21 protein-coding genes are annotated in these 24,652 nt (G+C 65.5%); 13 read left to right on the top strand and 8 right to left on the bottom strand.

Annotation, left to right across the window (positions count from 1 at the left end; translation table 11 throughout):
* Nucleotides 1-44: 44 nt before the first annotated feature.
* The 3 genes from QX010_RS17315 (at nucleotide 45) to QX010_RS17325 (ending at nucleotide 3,230) form a co-directional block, all read left to right on the top strand.
* A complete protein-coding gene (locus tag QX010_RS17315; RefSeq protein ID WP_315800176.1) occupies nucleotides 45-1,109 on the top strand; it encodes a ketopantoate reductase family protein in 1,065 nt (354 codons plus the stop codon).
* A gap of 102 nt (nucleotides 1,110-1,211) precedes the next feature.
* Nucleotides 1,212-2,225, top strand: coding sequence for a Na+-dependent transporter (locus QX010_RS17320; RefSeq protein ID WP_316180783.1), 1,014 nt, complete (start codon nucleotides 1,212-1,214; stop codon nucleotides 2,223-2,225).
* Between the two features lie 123 nt (nucleotides 2,226-2,348).
* Nucleotides 2,349-3,230: a transporter substrate-binding domain-containing protein gene (locus QX010_RS17325; protein ID WP_316180784.1), complete on the top strand. Its 882-nt coding sequence runs from the start codon at nucleotides 2,349-2,351 to the stop codon at nucleotides 3,228-3,230.
* 166 nt (nucleotides 3,231-3,396) lie between these two features.
* On the opposite strand, the gene QX010_RS17330 is transcribed toward QX010_RS17325, so the two are convergent.
* The 5 genes from QX010_RS17330 to QX010_RS17350 form a co-directional block, all read right to left on the bottom strand.
* Nucleotides 3,397-4,065: an amino acid ABC transporter permease gene (locus QX010_RS17330; RefSeq protein WP_315780581.1), complete on the bottom strand. Its 669-nt coding sequence runs from the start codon at nucleotides 4,063-4,065 to the stop codon at nucleotides 3,397-3,399.
* A gap of 31 nt (nucleotides 4,066-4,096) precedes the next feature.
* A complete protein-coding gene (locus QX010_RS17335) occupies nucleotides 4,097-5,347 on the bottom strand; it encodes an FAD-dependent oxidoreductase (RefSeq protein ID WP_316181017.1) in 1,251 nt (416 codons plus the stop codon).
* Between the two features lie 22 nt (nucleotides 5,348-5,369).
* Complete coding sequence (locus tag QX010_RS17340; RefSeq protein ID WP_316180786.1) at nucleotides 5,370-6,128, bottom strand: SDR family NAD(P)-dependent oxidoreductase; 759 nt, start codon at nucleotides 6,126-6,128, stop codon at nucleotides 5,370-5,372.
* A gap of 144 nt (nucleotides 6,129-6,272) precedes the next feature.
* On the bottom strand, nucleotides 6,273-6,563 hold the full coding sequence (locus QX010_RS17345) for a hypothetical protein (RefSeq protein WP_316180788.1): 291 nt from the start codon (nucleotides 6,561-6,563) through the stop codon (nucleotides 6,273-6,275).
* A gap of 110 nt (nucleotides 6,564-6,673) precedes the next feature.
* On the bottom strand, nucleotides 6,674-7,615 hold the full coding sequence (locus QX010_RS17350; RefSeq protein ID WP_316180789.1) for a GlxA family transcriptional regulator: 942 nt from the start codon (nucleotides 7,613-7,615) through the stop codon (nucleotides 6,674-6,676).
* Between the two features lie 172 nt (nucleotides 7,616-7,787).
* Between QX010_RS17350 and QX010_RS17355 the strand changes: the two genes are divergently transcribed.
* Nucleotides 7,788-8,486, top strand: coding sequence for a DJ-1/PfpI family protein (locus QX010_RS17355; protein ID WP_316180791.1), 699 nt, complete (start codon nucleotides 7,788-7,790; stop codon nucleotides 8,484-8,486).
* 87 nt (nucleotides 8,487-8,573) lie between these two features.
* Here QX010_RS17355 and QX010_RS17360 read toward each other — a convergent pair whose 3' ends face one another.
* Nucleotides 8,574-8,984 (bottom strand): NADH:ubiquinone oxidoreductase subunit NDUFA12, encoded by a 411-nt coding sequence (locus QX010_RS17360; RefSeq protein WP_315800436.1) that lies wholly within the window; start codon nucleotides 8,982-8,984, stop codon nucleotides 8,574-8,576.
* 163 nt (nucleotides 8,985-9,147) lie between these two features.
* On the opposite strand from QX010_RS17360, the gene QX010_RS17365 reads away from it, so the two are divergent.
* The 3 genes from QX010_RS17365 to QX010_RS17375 all read left to right on the top strand — a co-directional run bounded on the left by QX010_RS17365 (nucleotide 9,148) and on the right by QX010_RS17375 (nucleotide 14,996).
* Complete coding sequence (locus QX010_RS17365; protein WP_316180792.1) at nucleotides 9,148-9,813, top strand: BA14K family protein; 666 nt, start codon at nucleotides 9,148-9,150, stop codon at nucleotides 9,811-9,813.
* Between the two features lie 456 nt (nucleotides 9,814-10,269).
* Entirely contained in the window at nucleotides 10,270-12,588 is a 2,319-nt protein-coding gene (locus QX010_RS17370; RefSeq protein WP_316180794.1) for a CHASE3 domain-containing protein, read from the top strand.
* Nucleotides 12,589-12,710: 122 nt separating this feature from the next.
* Nucleotides 12,711-14,996, top strand: coding sequence for a CHASE3 domain-containing protein (locus QX010_RS17375; RefSeq protein WP_316180796.1), 2,286 nt, complete (start codon nucleotides 12,711-12,713; stop codon nucleotides 14,994-14,996).
* Here the strand turns inward: QX010_RS17375 and QX010_RS17380 are convergent.
* Nucleotides 14,959-15,852 (bottom strand): DMT family transporter, encoded by an 894-nt coding sequence (locus tag QX010_RS17380; RefSeq protein WP_316180797.1) that lies wholly within the window; start codon nucleotides 15,850-15,852, stop codon nucleotides 14,959-14,961. The two genes, QX010_RS17375 and QX010_RS17380, sit on opposite strands and share 38 nt — an antisense overlap.
* An 818-nt stretch (nucleotides 15,853-16,670) precedes the next feature.
* Between QX010_RS17380 and QX010_RS17385 the strand changes: the two genes are divergently transcribed.
* Entirely contained in the window at nucleotides 16,671-20,435 is a 3,765-nt protein-coding gene (locus tag QX010_RS17385) for a vitamin B12-dependent ribonucleotide reductase (RefSeq protein WP_316180799.1), read from the top strand.
* Nucleotides 20,436-20,541: 106 nt separating this feature from the next.
* The gene (locus tag QX010_RS17390) at nucleotides 20,542-20,748 is read left to right on the top strand and encodes a hypothetical protein (RefSeq protein WP_316180800.1); all 207 of its coding nucleotides are present in this window, start codon (nucleotides 20,542-20,544) and stop codon (nucleotides 20,746-20,748) included.
* A gap of 15 nt (nucleotides 20,749-20,763) precedes the next feature.
* On the opposite strand, the gene QX010_RS17395 is transcribed toward QX010_RS17390, so the two are convergent.
* Nucleotides 20,764-22,152: a deoxyguanosinetriphosphate triphosphohydrolase gene (locus QX010_RS17395; RefSeq protein WP_316180801.1), complete on the bottom strand. Its 1,389-nt coding sequence runs from the start codon at nucleotides 22,150-22,152 to the stop codon at nucleotides 20,764-20,766.
* Nucleotides 22,153-22,309: 157 nt separating this feature from the next.
* Here QX010_RS17395 and QX010_RS17400 point away from each other — a divergent pair, with 157 nt between their 5' ends.
* The 4 genes from QX010_RS17400 to QX010_RS17415 all read left to right on the top strand — a co-directional run bounded on the left by QX010_RS17400 (nucleotide 22,310) and on the right by QX010_RS17415 (nucleotide 24,538).
* Nucleotides 22,310-23,077 carry a metallophosphoesterase gene (locus QX010_RS17400; protein ID WP_316180802.1) on the top strand — a complete coding sequence of 256 codons (768 nt, stop codon included), beginning with the start codon at nucleotides 22,310-22,312 and terminating at the stop codon, nucleotides 23,075-23,077.
* Nucleotides 23,078-23,341: 264 nt separating this feature from the next.
* A complete protein-coding gene (locus QX010_RS17405) occupies nucleotides 23,342-23,695 on the top strand; it encodes a hypothetical protein (RefSeq protein WP_316180803.1) in 354 nt (117 codons plus the stop codon).
* 196 nt (nucleotides 23,696-23,891) lie between these two features.
* Nucleotides 23,892-24,149: a hypothetical protein gene (locus tag QX010_RS17410; protein ID WP_316180805.1), complete on the top strand. Its 258-nt coding sequence runs from the start codon at nucleotides 23,892-23,894 to the stop codon at nucleotides 24,147-24,149.
* A gap of 116 nt (nucleotides 24,150-24,265) precedes the next feature.
* A complete protein-coding gene (locus QX010_RS17415) occupies nucleotides 24,266-24,538 on the top strand; it encodes a hypothetical protein (protein ID WP_316180807.1) in 273 nt (90 codons plus the stop codon).
* Nucleotides 24,539-24,652: the final 114 nt, after the last annotated feature.

Here is a 24,652-nt window from a genome sequence, read left to right on the forward strand (position 1 = left end):
CGCGAACGCGAAATCTCGAACCGATCTCTGGGGACGACCAAGGCATGGCACGCAACATCCTGATTCTCGGGGCCTCCTACGGCTCCCTCCTCGGCACCAAGCTGCTGATGGCCGGTCACAACGTGACGCTGGTCTGCCGCAAGAAAACGGCGGAGCTGATCAACCGCGACGGCACCGAAGTCCGCATCAAGCTGCGCGACGAGCCGACGCACCGCTCGATCTTCTCGCGCGACCTACCGGGCAAGCTCGACGCCGCCACGCCGGACAGTGTCGACCTGTCGCGCTACGACCTGGTCGGCCTGGCGATGCAGGAGCCGCAATACACCAACCACACCATCCGCGTGCTTATGGTGAAGATCGCCGAGGCCAGGCTGCCGTGCCTCTCGATCATGAACATGCCGCCGCTGCCCTATCTCAAGCGCATCCCGGCGCTCGCCAATGTCGATCTCGACGAGGCCTACACCAATCCCGCGGTCTGGGAACGATTCACGCCCGGACTGGTGACGCTGTGCTCGCCGGATCCGCAGGCCTTCCGTCCGCCGGAGGAAGGTGCCAACGTGCTGCATGTCGGCCTGCCGACCAACTTCAAGGCCGCTGCGTTCGAGGACGAAACGCACAACGCGCTGCTGCGCGAGCTCGAGCGCGACATCGACGCGGTCAGGCTCGACGGCCAGGACGTGCCCGTGAAGCTGAAGGTGTTCGACTCGCTGTTCGTGCCGCTGGCGAAGTGGTCGATGCTGCTGACCGGCAACTACCGCTGCATCACCCGCGGCGAGCCGCAGGCGATCCGCGACGCCGTGCACGGCAACCTCGCCCAGTCGAAATCGATCTACGAGCACGTCGACGCCATCGCGCGCAAGCTCGGCGCCGATCCAAGCGACCAGGTGCCGTTCGAGAAATACGCCAAGGCGGCCGAGAGCCTGCTCAAGCCGTCGTCGGCCGCGCGCGCCGTCGCCGCCGGCGCGCCCTTCATCGAGCGCGTCGACCTTCTGGTGAAGCTGATCTCGCAGCAGCTCGGCATGCCCAACCCCGAGATCGATCAGACAGTGCAGACGGTCGACTTCAAGCTCAACGAGAAGATCGTGGTCGGCGGCTCCAGCGCGCAATGACGCGCGGGCGCCGACATCGTCCGTAACCAGATGTGACTTTGCATGAACGCGCGGCCAACGCATGGTTCGCGCGTTCATTGATTCCCATCGTTCGGAATGAAGATGCCGTCTCTCGGGCCTCTCGCTTTTCCTCTGCAGGCCCTGAGCTGGCTCGGCAATCAGGGCACCCGCGCCATCGTCGCGGTGCTGATCGTGGCAATCGCAGTGCCGCCGCTCGGCGAGCTCACGCGCCCCTACGTCACGCATGCGATCTTCCTGCTGCTCTGCATCTCGTTCATGCGCGTCGACGTCGCGATGCTGCGCGCGCATCTGCGCCGGCCTCTGCTGGTGGTGGCCGCGACGGCCTGGACCACGGTCGCCGTGCCGGCGCTGGTCGGCGCGATCGCGCGCGTCACGGGCGTCGATGCCGCCGCGCCCGACCTCCATCTCGCGCTGATGCTGCAGGCGACGGCCTCGCCGATGATGGCCTCGCCCGCGCTCGCCGCGCTGATGGGGCTCGACGCGACGCTCGTTCTCATCACGCTGGTGACCTCGACCGCGCTGGTGCCGCTGACGGCGCCGCTGTTCGCCTATGTGTTCCTGGGCGAGACGTTGTCACTGTCTCCGGCCGCGCTCGGGCTGAAGCTCGCCGCCATCCTTGCGGGCGCGCTGGCTGCAGCCGCCGCGATCCGCCTTGCCGTCGGGAGCGACGCGATCCGCCGCCACCGCGCGCCGATCGACGGATTCAACATCCTCATCCTGTTCGTGTTCGCCTCCGCCATCATGGCCCATTTCCTGGCCGACCTGGCCGCGAGCCCGTTCCGCATGCTGGGACTGGCGCTGCTTGCCTTCGCGATGTTCTTCCTGCTGCTCGGTACCACGATGCTGCTGTTTCGCATCGCGGGGCGCGAACGCGCGATGGCGCTGGGCATGATGGTGTCGCTGCGCAACATGGGGCTGATGCTCGCGGCGACCGAGGGCGCGATCCCCGGCACGACCTGGCTGTATTTCGCGATGAGCCAGTTCCCGATTCACCTGGCCCCACAATTACTGCGGCCGGTCGCCGAGCGCCTGCGCCCGAGGCCGCTTCCATCTGGCGGGACCGATCACGGCTTGATCAGTCCTGCATCGGAATGAGGCAGCGGCGTTTGGCCGAGCCGGCATGACGACGGCCAGCCGCTTACTATCAAGGCCGACATCGTTGTTGCTGGCGTGCATGGCCGGCGCTACGCTCCGCGCCTGTTGGTGCAGGAGGATGATGTGACCCCATCAGACGATCAGACAATTTCCGAAGACCGCCGCGAGGCGCTGCGCTACGCGCTCGCGATCGGCTCCGGTGCCGCGCTCGCGTCCGCCATGACGACGACGCCGGCTTCGGCGCAGGCGGCCGCCGACAACACGCTCGACCGCGTCCGCGCCAACAAGGTGCTGCGCATCGCCGTGCTGCCGGGCGAGCTGCCCTATTTCAACAAGGATCTCGCCTCCGGCACGTGGTCGGGCTTCTCGATCGAGATGGCCAACGACATCGCCAAGCTGCTCGACGTGAAGCTCGAATATGTCGAGTCGACCTACGGCAATTCGGTGCTCGATTTGCAGGCCGGCAAGATCGATCTCGGCTTCGCGCTCAACCCGACGCCGCAGCGCGCGCTGGTCATCGACTTCTGCGGCACGGTGTTTCCGCATCCGTTCGGCGCGATGCTGAAGAAGGGCATGGAGGCCAAGACCTGGGCCGACATCAACAAGCCGGAAGTGAAGATCGCCGTCGACGTCGGCTCGGCCAACGAGGCGGTGGCCCGGCGCTTTGCGCCGAACGCGACCATCAAGTCGCTGAAGTCGCGCGACGAGGTGATGCTGGAGATGGCATCGGGCCGCGTCGACGTCGTCGTCAACGCACTGATCCTCGGCCTCACCGCGATCGCCAAGAACCCCAACCTCGGCACCTACAAGATCCTGCAGTCGCCGTCGGTCGCGATCCCCTCCAGCATGGGCGTGCGCCGCGAGGCCGACAAGCGCTGGCGCGACTTCCTCGCGGTGTGGATCGACTACAACCGCGGCATCGGCCAGATGCGCGAATGGTTCGTCAAGGGCCTGGGGCTGGCCGGCGTCAAGGCCGACGACGTGCCGGTCGAGGTGAATATCTAAGCGAAGCGGCGCTCTCTCCGCCGTCATTGCGAGGAGCGCAGCGACGACGCAATCCAGGGCTATATATACGTGCCGCCCTGGATTGCTTCCGCCGTCGCCTTTCAGGCTATGGCGGACAAGCCGCTGCGCTCGCAATGACGGCGAGGATGTTGCTACGCCGAGCCTCTCACGCCTTGTCGTACGTCATGCCGCGCTCGAAACGGCGGCCCAAGAGCGTGGCCGGAAACAGGATCGCGAAATAGATCAGCGCGATGATGGTGTAGACCTCGAGCGGCCGGTAGGTGTCGGCATTGATCAAGGTCGCGTTGTAGACGAGATCCGGCACCGCGATCACCGACACCAGCGAGGTGTTCTTCAACTGCGTCACCGACTGGTTGACGTAGGGCGCGAGCATCGGCTTCAAGGCCTGCGGCAGGATCACGAGCCGCATCATCCGCCACGGACGCAGACCGAGCGCGCGCGCCGCATCCCACTGCCCGCGCGGCACGCTCTCGATGCTGCCGCGCACGATCTCGGCATAGAACGCCCCGGCATAGAGCGACAGCACGGTGACCGCGGCGACATGCGCCGGAATGTTGACGCCGATCACGACCGGGAAGGCGTAGTAGAACCAGATGATCTGCACCAGCAGCGGGGTGCAGCGGAACAGCTCGATATAGCCGATCAGCAGCCAGTCGATGACGACCGGGCGGCGCAGCCTGACGATGCCGACGACGAGCCCGATCACCGAGCCGAGCAGGATGGTGCCGAGCGTGTAGGCCATGGTCCAGCCGAGCCCCACCCAGAACAGATGGCTGTACTTGGCGAGGATGGCGAAATCCCAGGTGTAGTTCATCGCAGCTCCGGCGTGACGCGGTCGCGGCCCCTCACAGATACCGGCTCGGAGCAAAGGCGGAGGCGTCGAACGGCGGCGCCTCGCCCGCGATCATCGCGGCGATCGCCGCGCCCGTGGCCGGCCCCGTGGTGAAGCCGATATGCTGGTTGCCGAATGCAAGCCACAGGCCGGAATGCCGCGGCGCCGGCCCGATCATCGGCAGCGAATCCGGCAAGGTCGGCCGCGACCCGCGCCAGGGCTGCGCCACGGCCTCGCCGAACTCGACCACGCCGCGCGCCAGCGGCACCACCTGCTCGAGCTGGGCGAAATTCGAGCGTGCATCGCGATCGGTCAGCTCGACGCCGCTCGTGACCCGCACGCCGTTCTCCATCGGTGTCATCAGGAAGCTGCCCTCGGCGTCGTGGATCGGACGGTGCAGCATGCGCGCTGGATTGGGCGTGAACTCCTGGTGATAGCCGCGCTCGAACGCCATCGGCACCCGGTAGCCCAGCGACCTGAGAATGTCCGGCGACCACGGGCCGAGCGCAACCACGACATGGCGGGCGCGGATCTCGCCGTCGCCGAGCACGATTCGCCAGCCGTCGCCGTCCGACAGCAGGGCCCTGATCTCGGACTGCCGCAGCACACCGCCCGCGCCCTCGAACATCCGCGCATAGGCCTTGGTCACGTTGCCGGGCGAGTCGACCGACGCCGTCTGGCTGTGCAGCAGGCCGACCTTGTAGACCGGCAGCATGTTCGGCTCGAGCGCGGAAATGCCCTGGCGGTCGAGCAGCTCGCTCTCGATGCCGTATTCGGCCAGGAAAGCCTGCTCCGCCTTGGCCGCTCCGACGGCGTCGCTGCGCCAGGCCTTGAGCCAGCCGGTCTCGCGGATGCGCTGCGGCTCGCCCGACCTGACGATCCAGTCGCGATGCAGCTTCAGCGACGCGCCAATCAGGCCATGCAGGGCGGTGGCACGCGGCCTGACGCGGGACTCCACGGCATTGGCGAGGAAGCGCAGCACCCATTCGACGTTACGTAGAGTCCATGCCGGATCCCAGCGCAGGGCTGCACTCCGGTTGCCGAGATAGGACGGCAGCGCTGAGAACAGCGAGGGTTTATTGAGCGGCAGGATCGAGCCGGAGGACAGAATGCCGGCATTGCCGTACGATGTCTCCTCGCCCGGCGCCTTGCGGTCGACCTGCATCACCGAGAGCCCGCGCTCCCGAATGGCGTAGGCGGAGGAGACGCCGACGATCCCCGCTCCCAGCACGACCACGTCGGCTGTCTGCTGCACGCTCTCCATCGTCACTCGATCCATCTGCTGCTTACATCAGGGTCAGGCCGCCATCGACCGGCAGCACCGCGCCGGTGACGTGGCCGGCGTCTTTCGCCAGCAGGAAGGTCACGGCCGCGGCGATGTCATCGGGCTCGGCGAGGCGCTGTTGCGGATTGGCCGCCGCCGCCGTCTGCCACGCGGCCGGGTCGAGCGAGCCGAGCCGCCCCGCATCCTTGCGCGTGTAGCCGGGCACGACGACATTCGCCGTGCCGCCGCACGCAGCCAGCTCGATGGCGAGGCATTTCACCAGCGCCTCCAGCGCCGCCTTGGCGGCGGCCGAGGCGGGAAAGGTGCCGCCCGGCACGAAGCGATGCGCGACGAAGCTGGAGATCGCGACGACGCGCGCATCCGCGCTTCGCATGAGGTCGGGGAGTGCGGCGCTGGCGAGCTCATGAAAGGCCGCCGGCATCACGGCGAGCGAGCGGTCGAGCCCGTCGCGCGGCAGATCGCGAAAGCTGCGGCGGTCGGCAAAGCCGGCGGCATGCACCACCGCGTCGATCCGGCCGAACCGCGTGCGGGCCGCCGCCACCAGTTCGGCGCCCACACCCGGCCTTGCCAGGTCACCGCAATGAAACGCGGCTTCGGCGCCGGCCTCGCGGCACGCCGCGGCGACCTCCCGCAGACGCGCCAGACCCGCTTCGTCGGCCCCCTGCCCGTGCAGCATCACGGCCTGTCCCGGCGCGGAGAGGCGGCGCGCCACGGCCGCGCCGATGCCGGCTCCGCTGCCGGTGATGATGGTGACACGCATCGCGCCTCGTCTACCCCTCGGTTTCGCGGGGCGGACTATAGGTCTCACACCTGCCGATGCCAACACGCGGGCGGACATGCACCGATGTCCGCCGCGCGGGTCTGCGTGTCACAGATGTTCGGAAACGTCTAGCTGATCAGCTGTTCAGCATTTGGCGCCGACACTGCACTTGTTGGTCGACTGTGAAATCGTGCCGCCCTTGCCCTGGCAGGTGGCGGCATAGGCATTCACGCAGGCGACCTTCGCGGATGTGCAGCCCGCATGATCGTTCTTCACGCAGATCGTCTCGCTATAGGTCTCGATCGTGCTGCCGCCTTTCTTGCAGACGCACATTCCGGTGACTTCGGCTTTTGCGGCAAAAGCGCTGTCGACACTGCCGAGCGCGGCAGCAGCAAACAAAATCAGGGACAGAAATACGCGCATCGTATCCTCCATGAACAATGGCAATATATTCAGTATGCGCGCTCTGCGCACGAGATACAACTTTAAATTGTTTCAATTGCCATCGACGATCGAGGCTCGCGCCTCCAATCCACTGATGCAGGTCAGCCGGTGAGACGTGCCGCGCGCCGCAGGGCCTGCGGCGGCTGGCCGAAGGCGCGAATGAAGGCGCGACGCATCCGCTCAGGATCGCGAAAGCCGGTCGCCTCGGCCACCAGCTCGATCGGCTGATGCGAAGCCTGCACGCGATCGCGCGCAACCTCCAGCCTGAGACGCTCGATCGCCTTTGACGGCGTCGTGCCGGTCTCGGCCACGAAGGCGCGGGTGAAATGCCGCGTGCTCATGCCGGCACGCTCGGCAAGGTCGTCGACCGTCAGCGGCGCATCGAGATGCTCGCGCGCCCAGGTCAGGAGTTCGGCGAAGCGGCCGCTCGGCGCCTTCAGCTCCAGCAGCGAGGAGAACTGCGACTGCCCGCCGCTGCGGCGATGGTACAGCACGAGCTGACGTGCGGTCTTCTGCGCGATCTCCTCGCCGTGATCGTCGGCGACCATGGCGAGTGCGAGGTCGATGCCGGCAGTGATGCCGGCCGAGCTCCAGACGTTGCCGTCGCGGACATAGATGCTGTCAGGCTCGAGCTTCACCTGGGGGTAGGCGCGCAGGAATTGCCGCGTGCGCTGCCAATGTGTGGTCGCGCGCCGCCCGTCCAGCAGGCCCGCTTCGGCCAGCACGAAGGCACCGGAACAGATGCTGGCAAGCCTGGTGCCGCGCTGCGCGACCTTGCGAACGAAATTCAGCGTGCATGTGTTGCGGCTCGCGGCTTCCACACCCTCGCCGCCGGCGATCAGCAGCGTGGTCAGCGCCGACACCGGACCGAATTTGCGCGCCAGCATCTCGGCCCCCGACGACGACCGTACGGGTCCGGGCGTGGCGGCGACGACCCTGATCGATGGCACAGCGCGCGCATAGCGCGAAGCGATCTCGAACACCGAGATCGGTCCGGCAGCGTCGAGCAACTGAAAATCGGGATAGATGAGCACGCCAATCATAGTGGATGGCTCCGTGATCCCAAGTCAGTCATCCCAAGTCGGTGATCCCAAGTCTGAGACGCTAAATATGGGTTCCCACGTCCGTCCGAAAACGAGGGAACTTCGGCATATGAGCCATCCAGCGGACCATGCAGAATGACTGCCGTCAAGCACCAGTCCTGCGAGCACCGCCATGCCCCAACCGATTTCGATCGCTCTCGTTCTGTTTCCCCAGGTGACCCAGCTCGATCTCACCGGACCGGTACAGGTGTTCTCGAGCGTGCCCGGTGCGACGCTGCACCTGGTCTGGAAGAAGATCGAGCCGATCCCGACCGACTCAGTTCTCACACTCCTGCCGACGACGACCTTTGCCGTCTGTCCGCAGGCGGACGTGATCTGCATTCCCGGCGGCTTCGGCGTCGACGCCATCCTCGGCGACGCCGAAGTCATCGGCTTCATCCGCCGCCAGGCCGAAGGGGCCAGATACGTCACCTCGGTGTGCACGGGCTCGCTGGCGCTCGGCGCCGCCGGCCTGCTGGATGGCTATCGCGCCGCGACCCATTGGAGCGCGCGCGAGTGCCTGCCGCTGTTCGGCGCCACCGTCAGCACAGAGCGCGTCTGCATCGACCGTAACCGGATCACCGGCGGCGGTGTCACGGCCGGCATCGACTTCGCGCTGACCCTGGTGGCGCAGCTGGTCGATCGTCAGACGGCGGAGGCCATCCAGCTCAGGCTCGAATACAATCCGGCGCCCCCTTTCAACGCTGGTTCCCCTGACACGGCGCCGCCGGAGGTGGTGTCACGCATGCTGGAGCGGATCGCGCCGTTCCGGAAGCGGCGAATCGAGGCGGCGGAGCATGCGGCGGCCGCCCTCCGGACCAACCCGTCGTAGCGCAGGCTTGCCAGGCTCCCGAAAGCAAAGCGGCCGCCCGGAGCTCGGGCGGCCTCTTCCGATCGGGTCATCTCGCGCGAAATCGAATCAGCCGCCAGGAGTCCAGGGCTGATAATCACCGGTGGCCTTTGGCCTGCGACCGCTGCCCAAGGTCGAGCCGGCCGGGCGATACGCCAGCGCGGTCCCCGTCAGGTTCGGCTGATGCGGCTTTTCCCACTCGCGCGGCTTGTAGCCGTCCTGAGTCGGCGGCACGTCGACCATGTGATGCATCCAGCCGTGCCATTCGGGCGGAATACGGCTCGCTTCGGCCAGGCCGTTATAGATCACCCAGCGCCGCTCGAAATGCAGCACCGGATCGATCTTGCCGCCGGCGGTCCGATAATAGCGGTTACCCTGTGCATCCTGCCCCACGAGTTCGCCGAAGCGCCAGGTCCACAATTGGGTGCCGAATGTCTGGCCGTTCCACCACGTGAAGAGCTTGAGAAAGAACTGTTTCATGGGCTTCGGGCCGGTTCTGTGAAGGTCCCGGTTCTGATGCCACCCCGCCCGCATCTTGTCCAGTGTTGCACCGCCTCCGCCCGCGACGATGTATCGGTTCGCGGCGGGGAACGACATCCGCGGCCTGCGGTTAGGTCATTTTCCCCCTGATGGAGCGATAGCGATGACCAGACTGAAGACATGGAGCACTGCGGCGGCAGTGGCGCTGATTCTGCCGCTGGCGGCAGCGACGACGAGCTTTGCCCAGGGTCCCGGCGGCGGCGGTCGTGGTCCGGGCGGCGGTGGTGGTGCCGCCATCGGCGGGGGCGGTGGCGCGGCTATCGGTGGTGGCGGCGGCGGAGCGATCGGCGGCGGCGGACGCGGCGGCTTTGCGGCCGGCCCGGGTGGCGGCGGCATGAGCGGCGGCAGCTTTGCCGGACGCGCAGCCGTTGGCGGTGCAGCGCTCGCGGGTCGCGGTCCGGCGGCCGGCGCCAACGTCGCCGTCAACACGGGTGGCGCCCGCGGCAATTGGAGCGGCGGCAATTGGAGTGGCGGCGGCTGGCATGGCGGCCACCGTGGCGGCTGGCATCACCGCGGCGGCGGCTTCTGGCCGGGCGTCGGCGTTGGCGTCGGAATCGGGTTGGGCAGCAGCTATGCCTACTACAATGATCCGTATTATTACGGACCCGACTATTACTCCGACTACTCGTACTATGACGACTCCGCGCCTGTCGCCGTCGTTGGAACCGAAGGCGTCGACCCGAGCTACTGCGCACGCAGGTACCGCTCGTATGATCCGGCTTCGGGAACTTATCTTGGCTATGATGGCATTCGCCACCCATGCCCGTAAGAGTCTGACATCGTAGCTACGACAACAGAAGGCGGCGAGGCTATCCTCGCCGCCTTTTTCGTGCCGTATTGTTGTTTGTTCTGTGTCTAATGCGCCACGTTGCAGGCTGATTTTCGCCCATATTTCAAAATGTGCCCCGCGACGTGCAGATGATCGGCCCGTTCCGGTCCAATATCGTTTCAGCTCGTGATTCTGCCCGTTTGGCCGCTTCGCAGGCTTGGTTGATATCAGTTGATGGACACATGGATTTTCGCGGGACTCGCGCAGTGCAAACGCCGCGGGTGAGCGGCTTGGGCCTGCCGCCCGCGAACGCGCCAAGAACTTCGAACAAGGAGGCGCGCCTTGCCGACATATCTTCACTGCTTGGACGCAGCTGCATCGAAACTCGGATGCATGTGGCTGGCCGCGATGATCCCCGGCCCAGCTGGCGGACATGTCGATGATTGAGAAGCGCAGATGACCTATCAGCGCCTCGCATTGGGGCTCGGTCTTGGAACGCTGCTGGCGATCGGCGCCGCGTCCACGGCGCTCGACATCAAGTCGCGCCACGACGCGGCCTGGGTGAATTCATCGCTCGACATCCTGCAGAAGACCTCCGATCTGCGCCTGCTGCTACGCGAAGCGGAAGCGGCCTCTCGCGGCTACGCACTCGTCGGTGAAGATCAATTCAGGACGGAGTTTGCCGATGTCAGCACGAAAATTCCGGTCGCCATGGCCGAGCTGCGGCGCGCCGTGGCCGACAATCCCGAACCGCTGAAGCTTCTGACCGAGACCGAAGCCCTGGTTGCCCGCAGGGTCGAGCTCGCCGCGGAGCTGATCCGGTTGCGCGCCGCCTCCGATCGTGCGGGGCTCGAAGCGCTCAGAAGCCGCGCCGAAGGCCCGGCGACCATGAGCGAGATCACGGCCCATCTCGACCGTTTCGTTGCCGATCAGCGCGAGCTGCTGACGCAGCGTTCGATGACCTCGAAGAGCACCGGATCGCTGCTGCTCACGATCGACCTGTGCGGCCTCGCGCTGCTGCTGATCATCGCCTTCTACCTCATCCGGCGGACCTATCTCCACGATCGTGCGCTGCGCGCGTCGCTGGTCCGCTCCGAAGCCGAGGCCATCTCGCTGGCGGAAAAGGCCGAGCAGCAGCATCTCGACCTGATCGCCGCCCATGAGAAGCTGCGCCATTCCGCCGAGATCCTGCAGAACACGTTCAACAGCATGGCAGAGGGCGTGCTCGTCATCGATGCCGCGGACACCGTGGTATTCTCGAACCCCGCGGTCGAACATCTTCTCGGCTACAGCCCGGAAAAGAATCTGGCCGACGTCCGCGCGCGGCTGCGCGTCTACGAAAGCGACGGCGTGACGCCTGTCGCGGCCCACGACCTGCCGACGCCGCGAGCCCTGCGGGGCGAGAGCTTCGACCGCCGCGAGCTGATCGTCTACCGGCCCGACCGGGACGAGACGCTGCGACTGATGATCTCCGGCCGCCCGCTGCGCGACGCCGCGGGCGGCATTACCGGCGCGGCGATGGTCTATCACGACATCACCACGGCGCACGAGACCGAGCGGCTGCTGCAGCAGGCGCAGAAGCTGGATGCGATCGGCAAGCTCACCGGCGGCGTCGCTCACGACTTCAACAACATGCTGACGATCATTACCGGCACCATCGAGACGCTGGCCGACGAGGTGAAGGACCGCCCCGCCGCCGCGGCGACCGCAGCGCTGATCGGACAAGCGGCAGACCGCTGCACCGAGCTGATCCGGCATCTCCTCGCCTTTGCCCGCAAGCAGCCGCTGCATCCGCGCGACAGCGACGTCAACAGCACGATTCTCGACATCGCAAAGCTGCTGCGTCCGACGCTCGGCGAGCAGATCGAGATCAACTCGATCCTCGAAGACGAGACGCTGATCACGCACATCGATTCGGCGCAGCTCGCCAACTCGCTGGTCAACATGGCGATCAACGCCCGCGACGCGATGCCCAATGGCGGCAAGCTGCTGCTGGAATCGCGCCGGGTGGTGCTCGATGAGGCCTATGCCTCAGCCAACGCCGGCGTGACGCCCGGGCCCTATGTCATGGTCGCCGTCAGCGACACGGGCACTGGCATGTTGCCGGAGGTCCGCGACCGCGCCTTCGAACCGTTCTTCACGACGAAGGAAGCCGGCAAGGGCTCCGGCCTCGGCCTCAGCATGGTCTACGGCTTCGTGAAGCAATCCGGCGGCCACATCAAGATCTACAGCGAGGAAGGACGGGGCACCACGATCCGGCTCTACATCCCCGTGCCCAAGGGACAGGCTGCGAGCCCTGCTCCGCCCGAGCCGCCGCCGCCGCGCGGCGAGGAGACGATCTTTATCGTCGAGGACGATCCCCTGGTGCAGGATTTCGTCGTCTCACAGTTGCAGAGCCTCGGCTACAAGACCATCACCGCATCGACCGGGGTCGAGGCGCTGGCCAAGATCGACTCCGGCCAAAGCTTCGATCTCCTGTTCACCGACGTCATCATGCCCGGCGGCGTCAACGGCAAGGAGCTCGCCGAGGAGGCGCTGCGGCAGCGGCCCGGCACCAAGGTGCTGTACACGTCCGGCTATACCGACAACGCGATGGTCGAGCACGGCCGCCTCGACCAGGCGGCGCTCCTGCTCACCAAGCCCTATCGCAAGTCGGAGCTCGCCAAGATGGTGCGGCTCGCGCTGGCAGACCCCGCCGATGACGCCCTGGCCGATGATGCGTTGGCCGAGAATGCCTTTTCCGAGGACGTGCCGACGCGCGCTCACTTCTCCTGACTCGACCATCGCGCGGATCGGAACTGCGATCGTCCCGGAGCTCGGCGCCAAAAAATTCCGATGGAAACCTTCCCATGCAGTTGGCAGGACACGACGGCATCCCGCGCCATTGGAGGCCACCGATGATCCGCCGGCGCGTGGTGCTGGGGCTCGGCCTTGGAACTCTGCTCGCGATCGGCGCCGCGTCGACGGCACTGGACATCAAGGCGCGCAACGATACCGCCCTCGTCGAGCACACGATGGAGGTGCTGGAGAAATCCTCCGAGCTCCGCGTCCTGCTGCGTCAGTCAGAAGCGGCCTCGCGCGGCTTCGCCTTGTCCGGAGCCGACCGGTTCATCGCAGAGTTTCAGGAGACAAGCGGACTCATCCCTGCGGCCTGGGCCGACCTGCGAGGGCTCGTCCGGGACAATTCCTCGCAGAGCGAGCGGCTGCGAGCAATTTATGGCATCGTGCAGCGGCGCATCCAGCTTGCCGGCGAGCTGATCCGTCGCCACGCGGCGAACGATCGCGACGGCCTGCAGGCGCTGGCGGCGAGCGCGGCCGGTCCGGCGGCGATGACGACGATCAACCAGACGCTCGACGCCTTTACCGACGACGAGCGCCGGCTGCTGGCGGACCGCGCCACGATCTCGCGACGAACCGGGTCCTGGCTGCTGGCGGTCGACCTCGCCGGCGTCGGCCTGCTGCTCCTGATGTCGGGCTATCTCGTCCGGCGCGCTCATCTTGCCGACCGGGCGCTGCGCTCGTCCCTCACCCTGTCACGGGAGACCGCGACCTCGCTGGAAGCCCAGGCCGTGAAGCAGCGCAGCGATCTCGCCGCGGCCTATGACGAGCTGCGCCGCTTCTCCGCCATTCTCACGAACACCTTCAACAGCATGGCCGAGGGCGTCCTCGTCGTCGATCCCGAAGGCACCATCATGCTGTCGAACCAGGCGATGGGACGTTTCCTGGGAACGAATGTGGGCAAGACCTTCGCCGAGATGCTGGCCGCCAACCAGTTCTACGAGAGCGACGCCGTCACCCGCATCGTCGACGAGGAGCTCCCGATCGCGCGCGCCCTGCGCGGGCTGTCGTTCGACCGCCGCGAGGTCGTGGTCAAGCCGACCGACGGCCGGCCGCAGTTTCGCCTGATGGTCAGCGGCCGGCCGCTGCGCAATTCCGCAGGCGCGATCAGCGGCGCCGCGCTTGTGTATCACGACGTCACCGACGTGCACGAGACCGAGCGCCTGCTGCAGCAGGCGCAGAAGCTCGATGCCATCGGCAAGCTCACCGGCGGCGTCGCGCACGACTTCAACAACATGCTGACGATCATCACCGGGTCGATCGAGGTCCTGATCGACGCGGTCCGGGACCGGCCGGCGGCGGCCGAGTTCGCGGCCCCGATCGGCAGGGCCACCGATCGCTGCACCGAGCTGATCCGGCATCTGCTCGCCTTCGCCCGCAAGCAGCCGCTGCGTCCGCGCGACATCGACGTCAACGCCACGGTGGAGGACATCGCCAAGCTGCTGCGGCCGACGCTGGGCGAGCAGGTCGAGATCAGGACCGTTCTCGCCGACGAGGATCTCATCGCCCATGTCGACTCCGCGCAGCTCGCGAACGCGCTGGTCAACATGGCGATTAATGCGCGGGATGCGATGCCCGACGGCGGCAGACTGCTGCTGGAGACGGCGAAGACCACGCTCGACGCGGCCGATGCAGCGGCCAATCCCGGCATCGTCCCGGGCTCCTACGTCATGGTCGCGGTCAGCGACACCGGCAGCGGCATGCCGCGGGAGGTGAAAGACCGCGCCTTCGAGCCGTTCTTCACCACGAAGGACGCCGGCAAGGGCTCCGGACTCGGCCTCAGCATGGTCTATGGCTTCGTCAGGCAGTCCGGCGGCCACGTCAAGCTTCAGAGCGAGCAGAACCGCGGCACGACGATCCGGCTCTATCTGCCGGCGGCGCAGGCGGCGCAACAGACCGAGCCAGAGCACGAGCAGGCGCTGCCGCATGGCCGTGAGACGATCCTGGTGGTCGAGGACGATCCGCTGGTGCGCGACTTCGTGCTCGCCCAGTTGCAGGGCCTCGGCTACACCACCCTCGTCGCCTCGCAGGCCTCGGAGGCGCTGGCGATCGCCGCGCAGAACCAGCCCTTCGACCTCTTGTTCACCGACGTCATCATGCCCGGCGGCATCAGCGGCCGGCAGCTCGCCGAAACCATCATGACGACGCGCCCCGCGCTCCCCGTGCTCTACACCTCCGGCTATACCGGCGATGAGATGGTCGAGAGCCAGCAGCTCGTGCCGGACGCGCTGCTGCTGACCAAGCCCTATCGCCGCGCCGAGCTTGCGCAGATGGTGCGACGCGCGCTGGACGGCAAGCCGGCTGGCGCTAGCCGCGGGTCGCCATCGCCACCGCGGCCAGCGTGAAGGCCAGCGCGGCCACCTGCCCTGCCCCGAGCGGCTCGCGCAGCGCGATCGCGGAGGCCACGACGCCGATCACCGGCACCGCCATGGTGCCGATCGCCGCCACCGAGGCCGGCAGCCGCGACAGCGCCGCGAACCAGGCGACATAGGCGACGCAGAACTGGATCACGGTGGAATAGAACATCAGCGCCCAGTCGAGTCGGTCGAGCTTCGTCCAGTCGGAATGCTCGACCGCGAAGCCCACGATCACGATCGGCACGCAGCCGATGCCGATCTGCCAGGCCGCGGCCGACAAAGGCGGCAGCCTGATCGGGAGCTTCTTGGCCATCACCGTGCCGAGCGCGAAGCCGAACGCGCCGCCGAGCACCATCAGGATCCCAGGCAGCTTGTCGCGGCTGGCGTTGAGTCCGTTGCTGCCCATGATCGCGGCCAGCCCCGCGAACGCCAGCACCAGCGCCAGCACGCGCAGGAGCGTCGGCCGCTCGCCGAGGATCGGCCAGGCCAGCAGCGAGGCCCACACCGGCATGGTGTAGGCGATCAGCGCCGCCTCGCCCGCCGGCAGCCACAGCAGCGCCAGTCCCATCAGCACCATCCAGGCGGTGACGTTGAGCATCCCGGCCAGGATCAGCCGCGGCCAGACCTCGCGCGGCACGTAAAGACTCTGGCTGCGGATGACGGCCAGCAGAGCCAGGAGAAGCGCGCCGACCACCCCGGTGGTGCCGCGCAGGGTCAAGGGCGGCAGCACGCCCACCAGGTGCTTGGTGACCGGCCAGTTGAAGCCCCAGCCGAGCGAGGTGATGGCGAGGAACATCAGCCCGGCGGGCGTGATCCGCCCGCTGGTCACTGGCTTGTCTGTCATGGAATCACCGGCGCCGTCCGAGGGAGGACGACCTTGCCGGCGTTTTCCCGGCCACACCAGGGATTGTGGGGCATGCCTGCCCCGCGAACGCTCCGTAGGCGCCCGTGAGTCCCGCTGATGCAAGCAAAACACGCCGTTTGCACGCGAATAAATCTGCCCCTGTGAACAGCGGGACGAAGCCCTGTGGACAGCGCTCCGAACAAATTTTTCCGGTTTCGAATCCGCGAGGACTCGCCGATAGTTACGGCCATCACGATACCGGCACACGCCCTGGTTATCCCGTACTTTCCCCCATATTTAGTGTTTGGTTAGGGAACCCCCACTAGTCCTTGACGGGGGAAGCGGAGTCGTCCTAGCTTCCGGCCCGGTTCGGCGCACAGTCATGTTTCGGGTCTGGCCGGCCGCTTCCCTCGAGAGGGTTCGAAGACGACCACGCCGCCGTCCGTACGGCTGCGGGCGTGGGTCGCCGTCTGCCCTGTGTACCATCGCTGCGCCGCCGCGCTCCGGCGGGGAACCCACTAGATGTGGGGTCTCCCCTGCAGGGACGACGGAGCAGAGCGGCGGAAGTGACGCGTTGAGAACAGGCGGCGCAGGCAGCGGACGGGCTGCACGCGCCGCGCAGGAAGACGGGGCGAGACGCCGGACAACGGCGCAAGGCCTTCGGCTTCGAGGCTGAACAGATGCGGACCGGGCAACCGGTTGAACTGCGGCGGCAGACGAGTTTCCCGGCAGCGTCCGGGGACTTCCAGCCGCCGCCCTTGGATGCAATGATCCCGGCCGCCAACGACGCGGTCCGGCAAGAACTATTGGGGCTCGCGATGCGGATTGAACGGCGCAACACCACCGAAGGACAGTCGCCCTATGCAGGGATCGACTTCCGCCTGACCACGTCCGAGATCAAGAATCCGGACGGCTCCGTGGTGTTCCGGCTCGAGAATGTCGAGGTGCCCGAGTTCTGGTCGCAGGTCGCCTCCGACGTGCTGGCGCAGAAGTATTTCCGGAAAGCGGGCGTCGCCGCGCGCCTGAAGAAGGTCGAGGAAGAGAGCGTGCCGTCGTGGCTGTGGCGCGCGGTGCCCGACACCGACGCGCTGGCCGCGCTCCCCGAGAACGAGCGCTACGGCAGCGAGCGCTCGGCCAAGCAGGTGTTCGACCGCCTCGCCGGCTGCTGGACCTATTGGGGCTGGAAGGGCAACTACTTCTCCTCGGAGGAGGACGCGGTGGCGTTCTACGACGAGCTGCGCTTCATGCTCGCCAAGCAGATGGTCGCGCCGAACTCGCCGCAATGGTTCAACACCGGCCTGCACTGGGCCTATGGCATCGACGGCCCCGGCCAGGGCCATTATTACGTCGACTACAAGACCGGCAAGCTGACCAAGTCGAAATCGTCCTACGAGCATCCGCAGCCGCACGCCTGCTTCATCCAGGGCGTCGAGGACGACCTCGTCAATGACGGCGGCATCATGGACCTGTGGGTGCGCGAGGCGCGCCTGTTCAAATACGGCTCCGGCACCGGCTCCAACTTCTCGCGGCTGCGCGGCGAAGGCGAGCGGCTGTCGGGCGGCGGCCGCTCGTCCGGCCTGATGAGCTTCCTCAAGATCGGCGACCGCGCCGCCGGCGCGATCAAGTCGGGCGGCACCACGCGCCGCGCCGCCAAGATGGTGGTGGTCGACGCCGACCATCCGGACATCGAGGCCTATATCGACTGGAAGGTGAAGGAGGAGCAGAAGGTCGCCGCTCTCGTCACCGGCTCCAAGATCAACCAGAAGCACCTGAAGGCCGTGATGAAGGCCTGCGTCAATTGCGAGGGCTCCGGCGACGACTGCTTCGATCCCGAGAAGAACCCGGCGCTGCGCCGCGAGATCAAGCTTGCACGCCGCGCGCTGGTGCCCGACAACTACATCAAGCGGGTCATCCAGTTCGCCAAGCAGGGCTACAAGGACATCGACTTCCCGATCTACGACACGGACTGGGATTCCGAGGCGTATCTGACCGTGTCCGGCCAGAACTCCAACAACTCGGTGTCGCTGAAGGACGACTTCCTCCGCGCCGTCGAGACCGACGGCGACTGGAACCTGATCGGCCGCACCAACAAGAAGATCGTCAAGACGCTGAAGGCCAGGGACCTCTGGGAGAAGATCGGCCACGCCGCCTGGGCCTCGGCCGATCCCGGCCTGCACTTCAACACCACGATGAACGACTGGCACACCTGCAAGGCGTCCGGCGACATCCGCGCGTCCAATCCGTGCTCGGAATACATGTTCCTGGACGACACGGCGTGTAACCTGGCCTCCGCCAACCTGCTGACGTTCTACAACGTCAAGACCAAGCACTTCGACGTCGGCGCCTACGAGCATCTCTGCCGGCTCTGGACGGTCGTGCTCGAGATCTCCGTGCTGATGGCGCAGTTCCCGTCGAAGGCGATCGCCGAGCTGTCCTACGAGTTCCGCACGCTCGGCCTCGGCTATGCCAATATCGGCGGCCTCTTGATGACCATGGGCCTGTCCTACGACTCGAAGGAAGGCCGCGCGCTGTGCGGCGCGCTCAGCGCGATCATGACCGGCATCGCCTACAAGACCTCGGCGGAGATGGCCGGCGAGCTCGGCTCCTTCCCCGGCTACAAGAAGAACGCCGCGCACATGCTGCGCGTCATCCGCAACCATCGCCGCGCGGCACGCGGCGAAGCGACCGGCTATGAGGCGCTCTCGGTCGCCCCGGTGCCGCTCGACCACGCCCACTGCCCGCAGGTCTCGCTCGTCAGCCACGCCATCCAGGCCTGGGACGACGCGCTCGCGCTCGGCGAGACCAACGGCTATCGCAACGCCCAGGTCACCGTGGTCGCCCCCACCGGCACCATCGGCCTGGTGATGGACTGCGACACCACCGGCATCGAGCCGGATTTCGCGCTGGTGAAGTTCAAGAAGCTGGCCGGCGGCGGCTACTTCAAGATCATCAACCGCGCTGTCCCTGAGGCACTGCGCGCGCTCGGCTATCGCGAGAGCGAGATCGCCGAGATCGAGGCCTATGCCGTCGGTCACGGCTCGCTGTCCAACGCGCCGGGCATCAACGCCTCGACCCTGAAGGCCAAGGGCTTCACCGACGAGGCCATCGCCAAGGTCGAGAAGGCGCTGCCGACCGCCTTCGACATCAAGTTCGTGTTCAACAAGTGGACGCTGGGCGAGGACTTCATCGTCAAGCAACTCGGCGTCTCGGCGGACGCGCTGGCCTCGCCGACCTTCGAGCTGCTCGCCGCCATCGGCTTCACCAAGCGCGAGATCGAGGCCGCCAACGTGCACATCTGCGGCGCGATGACGGTCGAGGGCGCCCCGCATCTGAAGGCCGAGCATTACGCGGTGTTCGATTGCGCCAATCCCTGCGGCAAGATCGGCAAGCGCTATCTCTCGGTCGAGAGCCACATCCGCATGATGGCGGCGGCACAGCCGTTCATCTCGGGCGCGATCTCCAAGACCATCAACATGCCGAACGACGCCACGGTCGAGGACTGCAAGGCGGCGTATCTGTTGTCCTGGAAGCTCGCGCTGAAGGCCAACGCGCTCTATCGCGACGGCTCGAAGCTGTCGCAGCCGCTCAACTCGCAGCTCATCTCCGACGATGAGGACGAGGACGACACGGTCGAGTCCTTCTACGAGAAGCCGATGGCGGCGCGCGCCGCGCAGGTCTCGGAGAAGATCGTCGAGAAGCTGGTCGAGCGCATCGTCGTGATGCGCGAGCGCGAGAAGATGCCGGATCGCCGCAAGGGCTACACCCAGAAGGCGGTCGTCGGCGGCCACAAGGTGTACTTGCGCACCGGCGAGTATGATGACGGCCGCCTCGGCGAGATCTTCATCGACATGCACAAGGAGGGCGCGGCGCTGCGCTCCTTCATCAACAACTTCGCCATCGCGGTGTCGCTGGGTCTCCAGTACGGCGTGCCGCTGGAGGAGTATGTCGACGCCTTCACCTTCACCCGCTTCGAGCCGGCCGGCCCCGTCCAGGGCAACGACTCGATCAAATACGCGACGTCGATCCTCGACTACGTCTTCCGCGAGCTCGCCGTCAGCTACATGTCGCGCTTCGACCTCGCCCATGTCGACCCCTCCGAGAGCAATTTCGACGCCCTCGGCCGCGGCGTCGACGAGGGCAAGCCGTCGGAGGACGGCCCGAGCCAGCAGGCCGCAAAGTACGTCTCGCGCGGCCTGACCCGCTCCCGCACCGACAACCTCGTCGTGATGCGCGGCGGCTCCTCGTCGAGCACGGCCGCGGTCTCCGCTCCGCATGATGGCGGCCCGTCGGGCCGCGTCACCGCCCTCTCCTCTTCCCGCGCCGGCGACGCCATCGAAGGCGCCGTCGCCCTGAAGCAGGAGGCGCAGCACGACCTCTCGCCCACCGAGAAGCTCGAAGCCCTGCAATGGAGCAAGGCCGGCACCGCCAACGCGCAAGTCGCCTCCAAGGCCGAACGCCGCGCCGAAGCCAAGGCCAAGGGCTACGAAGGCGAGATGTGCTCGGAGTGCGGGAATTTCACGCTGGTCCGGAACGGGACGTGTATGAAGTGCGATACGTGCGGCAGCACGACGGGGTGCAGCTGACAACGATCATCGGCAGCCCCGCGCAGTATTACTGCGCGGGCTTCCATTTTTAACTTTCCAAGAAGAACAAATCGTGTACCATCAAACAACCGAGAGGAGCATCTCAATGGAAAAAAAACAGCCCGGACTGGACGGTCGTCACCGCGACCTAAACGGAGAGATTCGCCAGAAAAATGGCAATACCCGAATTGACACCCTACGCGAAACTTATGGGAACGATTTCGCCAAAGGACATAGAGGCGACATGAGACTAGATACTTTATTGGAAAGCTCTGGAGCCCGTTCTTTAAGCGAATATCTAAAGCGCAGCTAGTTCAAACTATTAGGATCAAGGCCTTTGCGTCCCCGCAAAGGCCGTACCCCGCATCTGGCGAGAGATGTAAGTCGCATAGTTATCTGTCATACCCATTACATAATCAACAACTCTCCTCAAACACTGGTAAGAACTCCAACCTCCGCGAGGAGCATTTTGTGCTGTTGGAGCATGATCTCCCAATAGCTGAAGAACCTGACGCGACTTCCAACTCAACGCAGCCTCACCTCCCGAGTCGCTTAATACCTTTGCTTGGTTCAAGGCCGCCGCACAAAGATCAGTTAGCAAGATGTCGAAGATTGCATAGCAACCGATCTCCATCTCCACCTTTTTTATGTCGGTGTACACCTCCTTGCGTCCAAGCATTTTTGCTCCGTAGATCATTTTGAAGGTCGGATCGGTAGGATCGAGCAAATCCAAGATATTACCGTCATATCGACCTTCCATGATAACCGGGTAAGCATCCACGTACGTCTCTATTGTCCGCGAGATAGCCTTATCGAAAATATGGCTTCGCAAGCGCGCAAGATTAACTCGGTGATTATTTCCTGGGACAAACTCCTTTTTGATCTTCCTTTTCTGCGCTCCTTCGAAGGCGCCCAGGAAAAACTCAGCCACTTGTTCAAAAGGAAGTATCTTAAGCTCTACAGCATCTTCCAGATCTATTATGGAGTAGCAGATGTCGTCAGCGGCCTCCACGAGGTGAGCCAACGGATGACGGCACCAGGAAGATTTTCCGGTACTAACAAGCCCCACCTTCTCCGCCACTTTTTCCAACAACGACTCCTCGGAGATGAACGACCCAAACTTCTTTTCCCCCTTTCGGCTAGTCCAAGGGTACTTGTGAAACGCTCCGAGTGTTGCGTATGTGAGTTGTAGACCGCCATCGAAAAGGTGATTTTCTGTCTGACTTATAATTCTAAATCCCTGCGCATTTCCCTCAACAGAAATTAAATCGCGCTTATGGTCACCAGATAAGCTCTGGAAAATATCCGGCCCATTAATTTCAAACCAGTGGATCATTCCCTCTTCACCGCCATGCCCGAATGGCGGATTACCAAGATCATGAGCAAGACACGCAGCGTGTACAATCGCCCCTAGATCATCAGGACCGTATCCTCTTGGGAGATCACCCGCAATTTGACGGCCGAGTTCTTTCCCAAGCGCGCGTCCGACATAAGCCACTTCCATACTGTGCGTCAGACGGCTATGTACATGATCGTTGGGAGCCATTGGGTGGACCTGCGTTTTCCGCCCAAGTCTCCGAAAGGCACCAGAAAAGGTTACTCGACCGATGTCCGAATCGAACTCGGACCGACCAGGCCGCTCAGGAATATCTTTTCCGTTTTTTCCTAACCTCTCACGCAGTAATAGACGATCCCACTCCATAGTTATCCGCCCCATCGGTTGAACAACCAAAAGTCGCTTAATACCATAAATACTAGGCTTAGGGCGGATTAGTTAGTTGGCGGAGCACAATCCGCCGCTTGACCGGAGCGGCGCGTTACGCTTCGCTAACGCGCCCTACGCAGTGAGCCCTGGGCTCCACCGCCCTGCCCCCATGCACCTCCACATCTTCTCCGATCTCCACGGTGATATGGCCGACATCAAGCCGATCGAGGCCTTGCCCGGGGTCGATGTGGTCGTCGTCGCCGGCGATATCTGCGAGGGGGCGGTGAACGGGTTTGCGCGGCTGCGCGAGATCGTGGCCGACGACGTACCGATCGTCATGGTGATGGGCAACCATGAGTTCTATCACCGCACTTTTCCCGAGGAGCTGAAGCAGGCGCGCGCCGAGGCGGCGCGGTTCGGTGTGCATCTGCTGGAGAACGAGGCGGTCGTGCTCGCGGGCGTGCGCTTTGCCGGCTGCACGCTGTGGACCGACTATGCGATCTTCGGCCCCGGCTCCGAGGTCCACACCATGGCGGTCTGCCGCGACCGCATGAACGACCATCGCCGCATCACCTGGCGCAAAGACCCCTGGCTGCGCTTCCGGCCGCAGGAGGCGCTCGGCCTGCACCTGAAATCCCGCACCTGGCTCACCGGCCTCCTGGAGACGCCGTTCGACGGCCCGACCATCGTCGTCACCCACCACGCCCCCGGCTGGGGCTCGGTCGCCGAGCGCTATCGCAACGACCGCGTCACCGCCGCCTATGCCTCCGACCTCTCGGCGCTGATCCTGGCGACGAGCCCTGCGCTCTGGATCCACGGCCACATCCACACGCCCTCGGACTACCACATCGGCGCCACCCGCGTGGTCTGCAACCCGCACGGCTATGGCCGCGAGAACCCGGAATTCGATCCGGCCCTGGTCGTCGAGGTCCCGTAGCCCGGATGAGCGAAGCGACATCCGGGTTCATCGCAGGTGACGTGTGAGGCCCCGGATGTCGCTATCGCTCATCCGGGCTACGCGCGCTATCCGAATTGGCCGACGCTGCCTGCCGGCGCATTCAACTGGCTCGCTTGTGCTGGATCGAAGGTCGTTGCATCCGCCACGACCTAGCGCTTCCCCCGCGCTTTGGTTGACTTGCATCAACAGCGCCGACGTGAATCCGCACCAAGCTGTCGTCGTCAGAGAAGCGGAGGCAGCATCATGGCCGATACGCAGGCGTCTCTCGTCCCGTCCCACGACACACCCGATCCGCACCGTCAGATCGATTCAGCCGCTTGGGCCGTCTTCTTCATATGGCTCGGCGTAGTCATGCTCGCCGGGCTTCCCTGGGGCTGGTTCCTGGTGGGCGTCGGCGTCCTCATCCTGGGCGCACAGATGGTGCGGACGCAACGGAGCCTGAAGGTCGACAGGTTCGGCGTGGTCATCGGGGTCATCATTCTTGCGGCCGGCCTGTGGGATCTTCTTGCCCTGCCGTTGCCGCTCATGCCGCTGATCCTGATCGTGCTGGGCGGATATCTGCTCTGGAAGACGCTTTCGACGACGGCATCCCCCTAAGACGGCGCAGGACACATCAGGAGGCTCGCGGCAACGCCGCGTCGCATCGCGCCCGCTGCGGCGCGGGTGATGGAATGTGCGACGCCGACATTGACGCCAGCGGCGTCCCCGCCGGGAACACCGGGATAGTACGGGAGCCGGAACGATCGCCAGGAACTCCATGTTGCTCCGGTCTCAACAAGGAGGAGGTTCGTTCATGAGGATGGCAGTCGTTCTGGCCGCGGCGCTGTTTGCTGCTTCACCAGCGTTCGCCGCAGAGACCGGAGGGAGTTCGCACGGCGTGTCGAAGACGACGCCCGGCCATCGCATGCAGACCAGCAGGACGTCGACGGCGCCCGGCGCGTCCGAATACGCGCCTGGTCATCAGCGCAACACGGCCGCCGGCCCGGGTCATTCCGAGAGCGCTCCCGGCCAGCGCATGACGACGACCGGCTCCAATACGACCCGGAAGTAGTTCGCGCGAGCGGGTGTGAGATCGACGAACTCGGCCCGCCCCCTTGGCTTGGCGACACAGACAAGCCGCAAAGCCGCTCCATCCATCGCTTCATTGTCCGACATCCGAGGAGTCCCATGCGCAAAGCGCTCTTCATCCTGGCTGCATCGATCTCGACCGCACTGATCACGCCTGTCGGCGCCATGCCGCTCGCGCCCATCCAGGTCGATCACGCCGATCGCGGCGCGTCTGATGTCATCGCGGTCAGAGGCGGGCATGGCCACGGGGGCCATGGTCACGGCTGGGGCCGCGGCGGTGGCCACCGGGCCTTCGGCTGGAGCCGCGGCCGCAAGGTGGGCTGGCGCGGCCATCACTGCCCGCCCGGTCACTGGAAGAAGGGGTGGTGCTGAAGCGACACCGCGCCCTCTCCCCCAAGGCGAAACGAAGGTTCGCCATGGCAGGAGGGGGCACATTCATAAGCACTCCGCTCCATCTCGCGACATCTCGGCGGCGACGAGCGACGT

This window comes from Bradyrhizobium sp. SZCCHNRI1009 (assembly GCF_032487575.1).
In the GTDB taxonomy this organism is placed as follows: domain Bacteria; phylum Pseudomonadota; class Alphaproteobacteria; order Rhizobiales; family Xanthobacteraceae; genus Bradyrhizobium.

Excerpts from the sequence above, each read along its gene's own strand:
- QX010_RS17315 (WP_315800176.1), top strand. The coding sequence starts at position 45 with ATGGCACGCAACATCCTGATTCTCGGGGCCTCCTACGGCTCCCTCCTC.
- QX010_RS17320 (WP_316180783.1), top strand. The coding sequence starts at position 1,212 with ATGCCGTCTCTCGGGCCTCTCGCTTTTCCTCTGCAGGCCCTGAGCTGG.
- QX010_RS17330 (WP_315780581.1), bottom strand. The coding sequence starts at position 4,065 with ATGAACTACACCTGGGATTTCGCCATCCTCGCCAAGTACAGCCATCTG.
- QX010_RS17335 (WP_316181017.1), bottom strand. The coding sequence starts at position 5,347 with ATGGAGAGCGTGCAGCAGACAGCCGACGTGGTCGTGCTGGGAGCGGGG.
- QX010_RS17340 (WP_316180786.1), bottom strand. The coding sequence starts at position 6,128 with ATGCGTGTCACCATCATCACCGGCAGCGGAGCCGGCATCGGCGCGGCC.
- QX010_RS17345 (WP_316180788.1), bottom strand. The coding sequence starts at position 6,563 with ATGGAGGATACGATGCGCGTATTTCTGTCCCTGATTTTGTTTGCTGCT.
- QX010_RS17350 (WP_316180789.1), bottom strand. The coding sequence starts at position 7,615 with ATGATTGGCGTGCTCATCTATCCCGATTTTCAGTTGCTCGACGCTGCC.
- QX010_RS17355 (WP_316180791.1), top strand. The coding sequence starts at position 7,788 with ATGCCCCAACCGATTTCGATCGCTCTCGTTCTGTTTCCCCAGGTGACC.
- QX010_RS17360 (WP_315800436.1), bottom strand. The coding sequence starts at position 8,984 with ATGAAACAGTTCTTTCTCAAGCTCTTCACGTGGTGGAACGGCCAGACA.
- QX010_RS17365 (WP_316180792.1), top strand. The coding sequence starts at position 9,148 with ATGACCAGACTGAAGACATGGAGCACTGCGGCGGCAGTGGCGCTGATT.
- QX010_RS17370 (WP_316180794.1), top strand. The coding sequence starts at position 10,270 with ATGACCTATCAGCGCCTCGCATTGGGGCTCGGTCTTGGAACGCTGCTG.
- QX010_RS17375 (WP_316180796.1), top strand. The coding sequence starts at position 12,711 with ATGATCCGCCGGCGCGTGGTGCTGGGGCTCGGCCTTGGAACTCTGCTC.
- QX010_RS17380 (WP_316180797.1), bottom strand. The coding sequence starts at position 15,852 with ATGACAGACAAGCCAGTGACCAGCGGGCGGATCACGCCCGCCGGGCTG.
- QX010_RS17385 (WP_316180799.1), top strand. The coding sequence starts at position 16,671 with ATGCGGATTGAACGGCGCAACACCACCGAAGGACAGTCGCCCTATGCA.
- QX010_RS17390 (WP_316180800.1), top strand. The coding sequence starts at position 20,542 with ATGGAAAAAAAACAGCCCGGACTGGACGGTCGTCACCGCGACCTAAAC.
- QX010_RS17395 (WP_316180801.1), bottom strand. The coding sequence starts at position 22,152 with ATGGGGCGGATAACTATGGAGTGGGATCGTCTATTACTGCGTGAGAGG.
- QX010_RS17400 (WP_316180802.1), top strand. The coding sequence starts at position 22,310 with ATGCACCTCCACATCTTCTCCGATCTCCACGGTGATATGGCCGACATC.
- QX010_RS17405 (WP_316180803.1), top strand. The coding sequence starts at position 23,342 with ATGGCCGATACGCAGGCGTCTCTCGTCCCGTCCCACGACACACCCGAT.
- QX010_RS17410 (WP_316180805.1), top strand. The coding sequence starts at position 23,892 with ATGAGGATGGCAGTCGTTCTGGCCGCGGCGCTGTTTGCTGCTTCACCA.
- QX010_RS17415 (WP_316180807.1), top strand. The coding sequence starts at position 24,266 with ATGCGCAAAGCGCTCTTCATCCTGGCTGCATCGATCTCGACCGCACTG.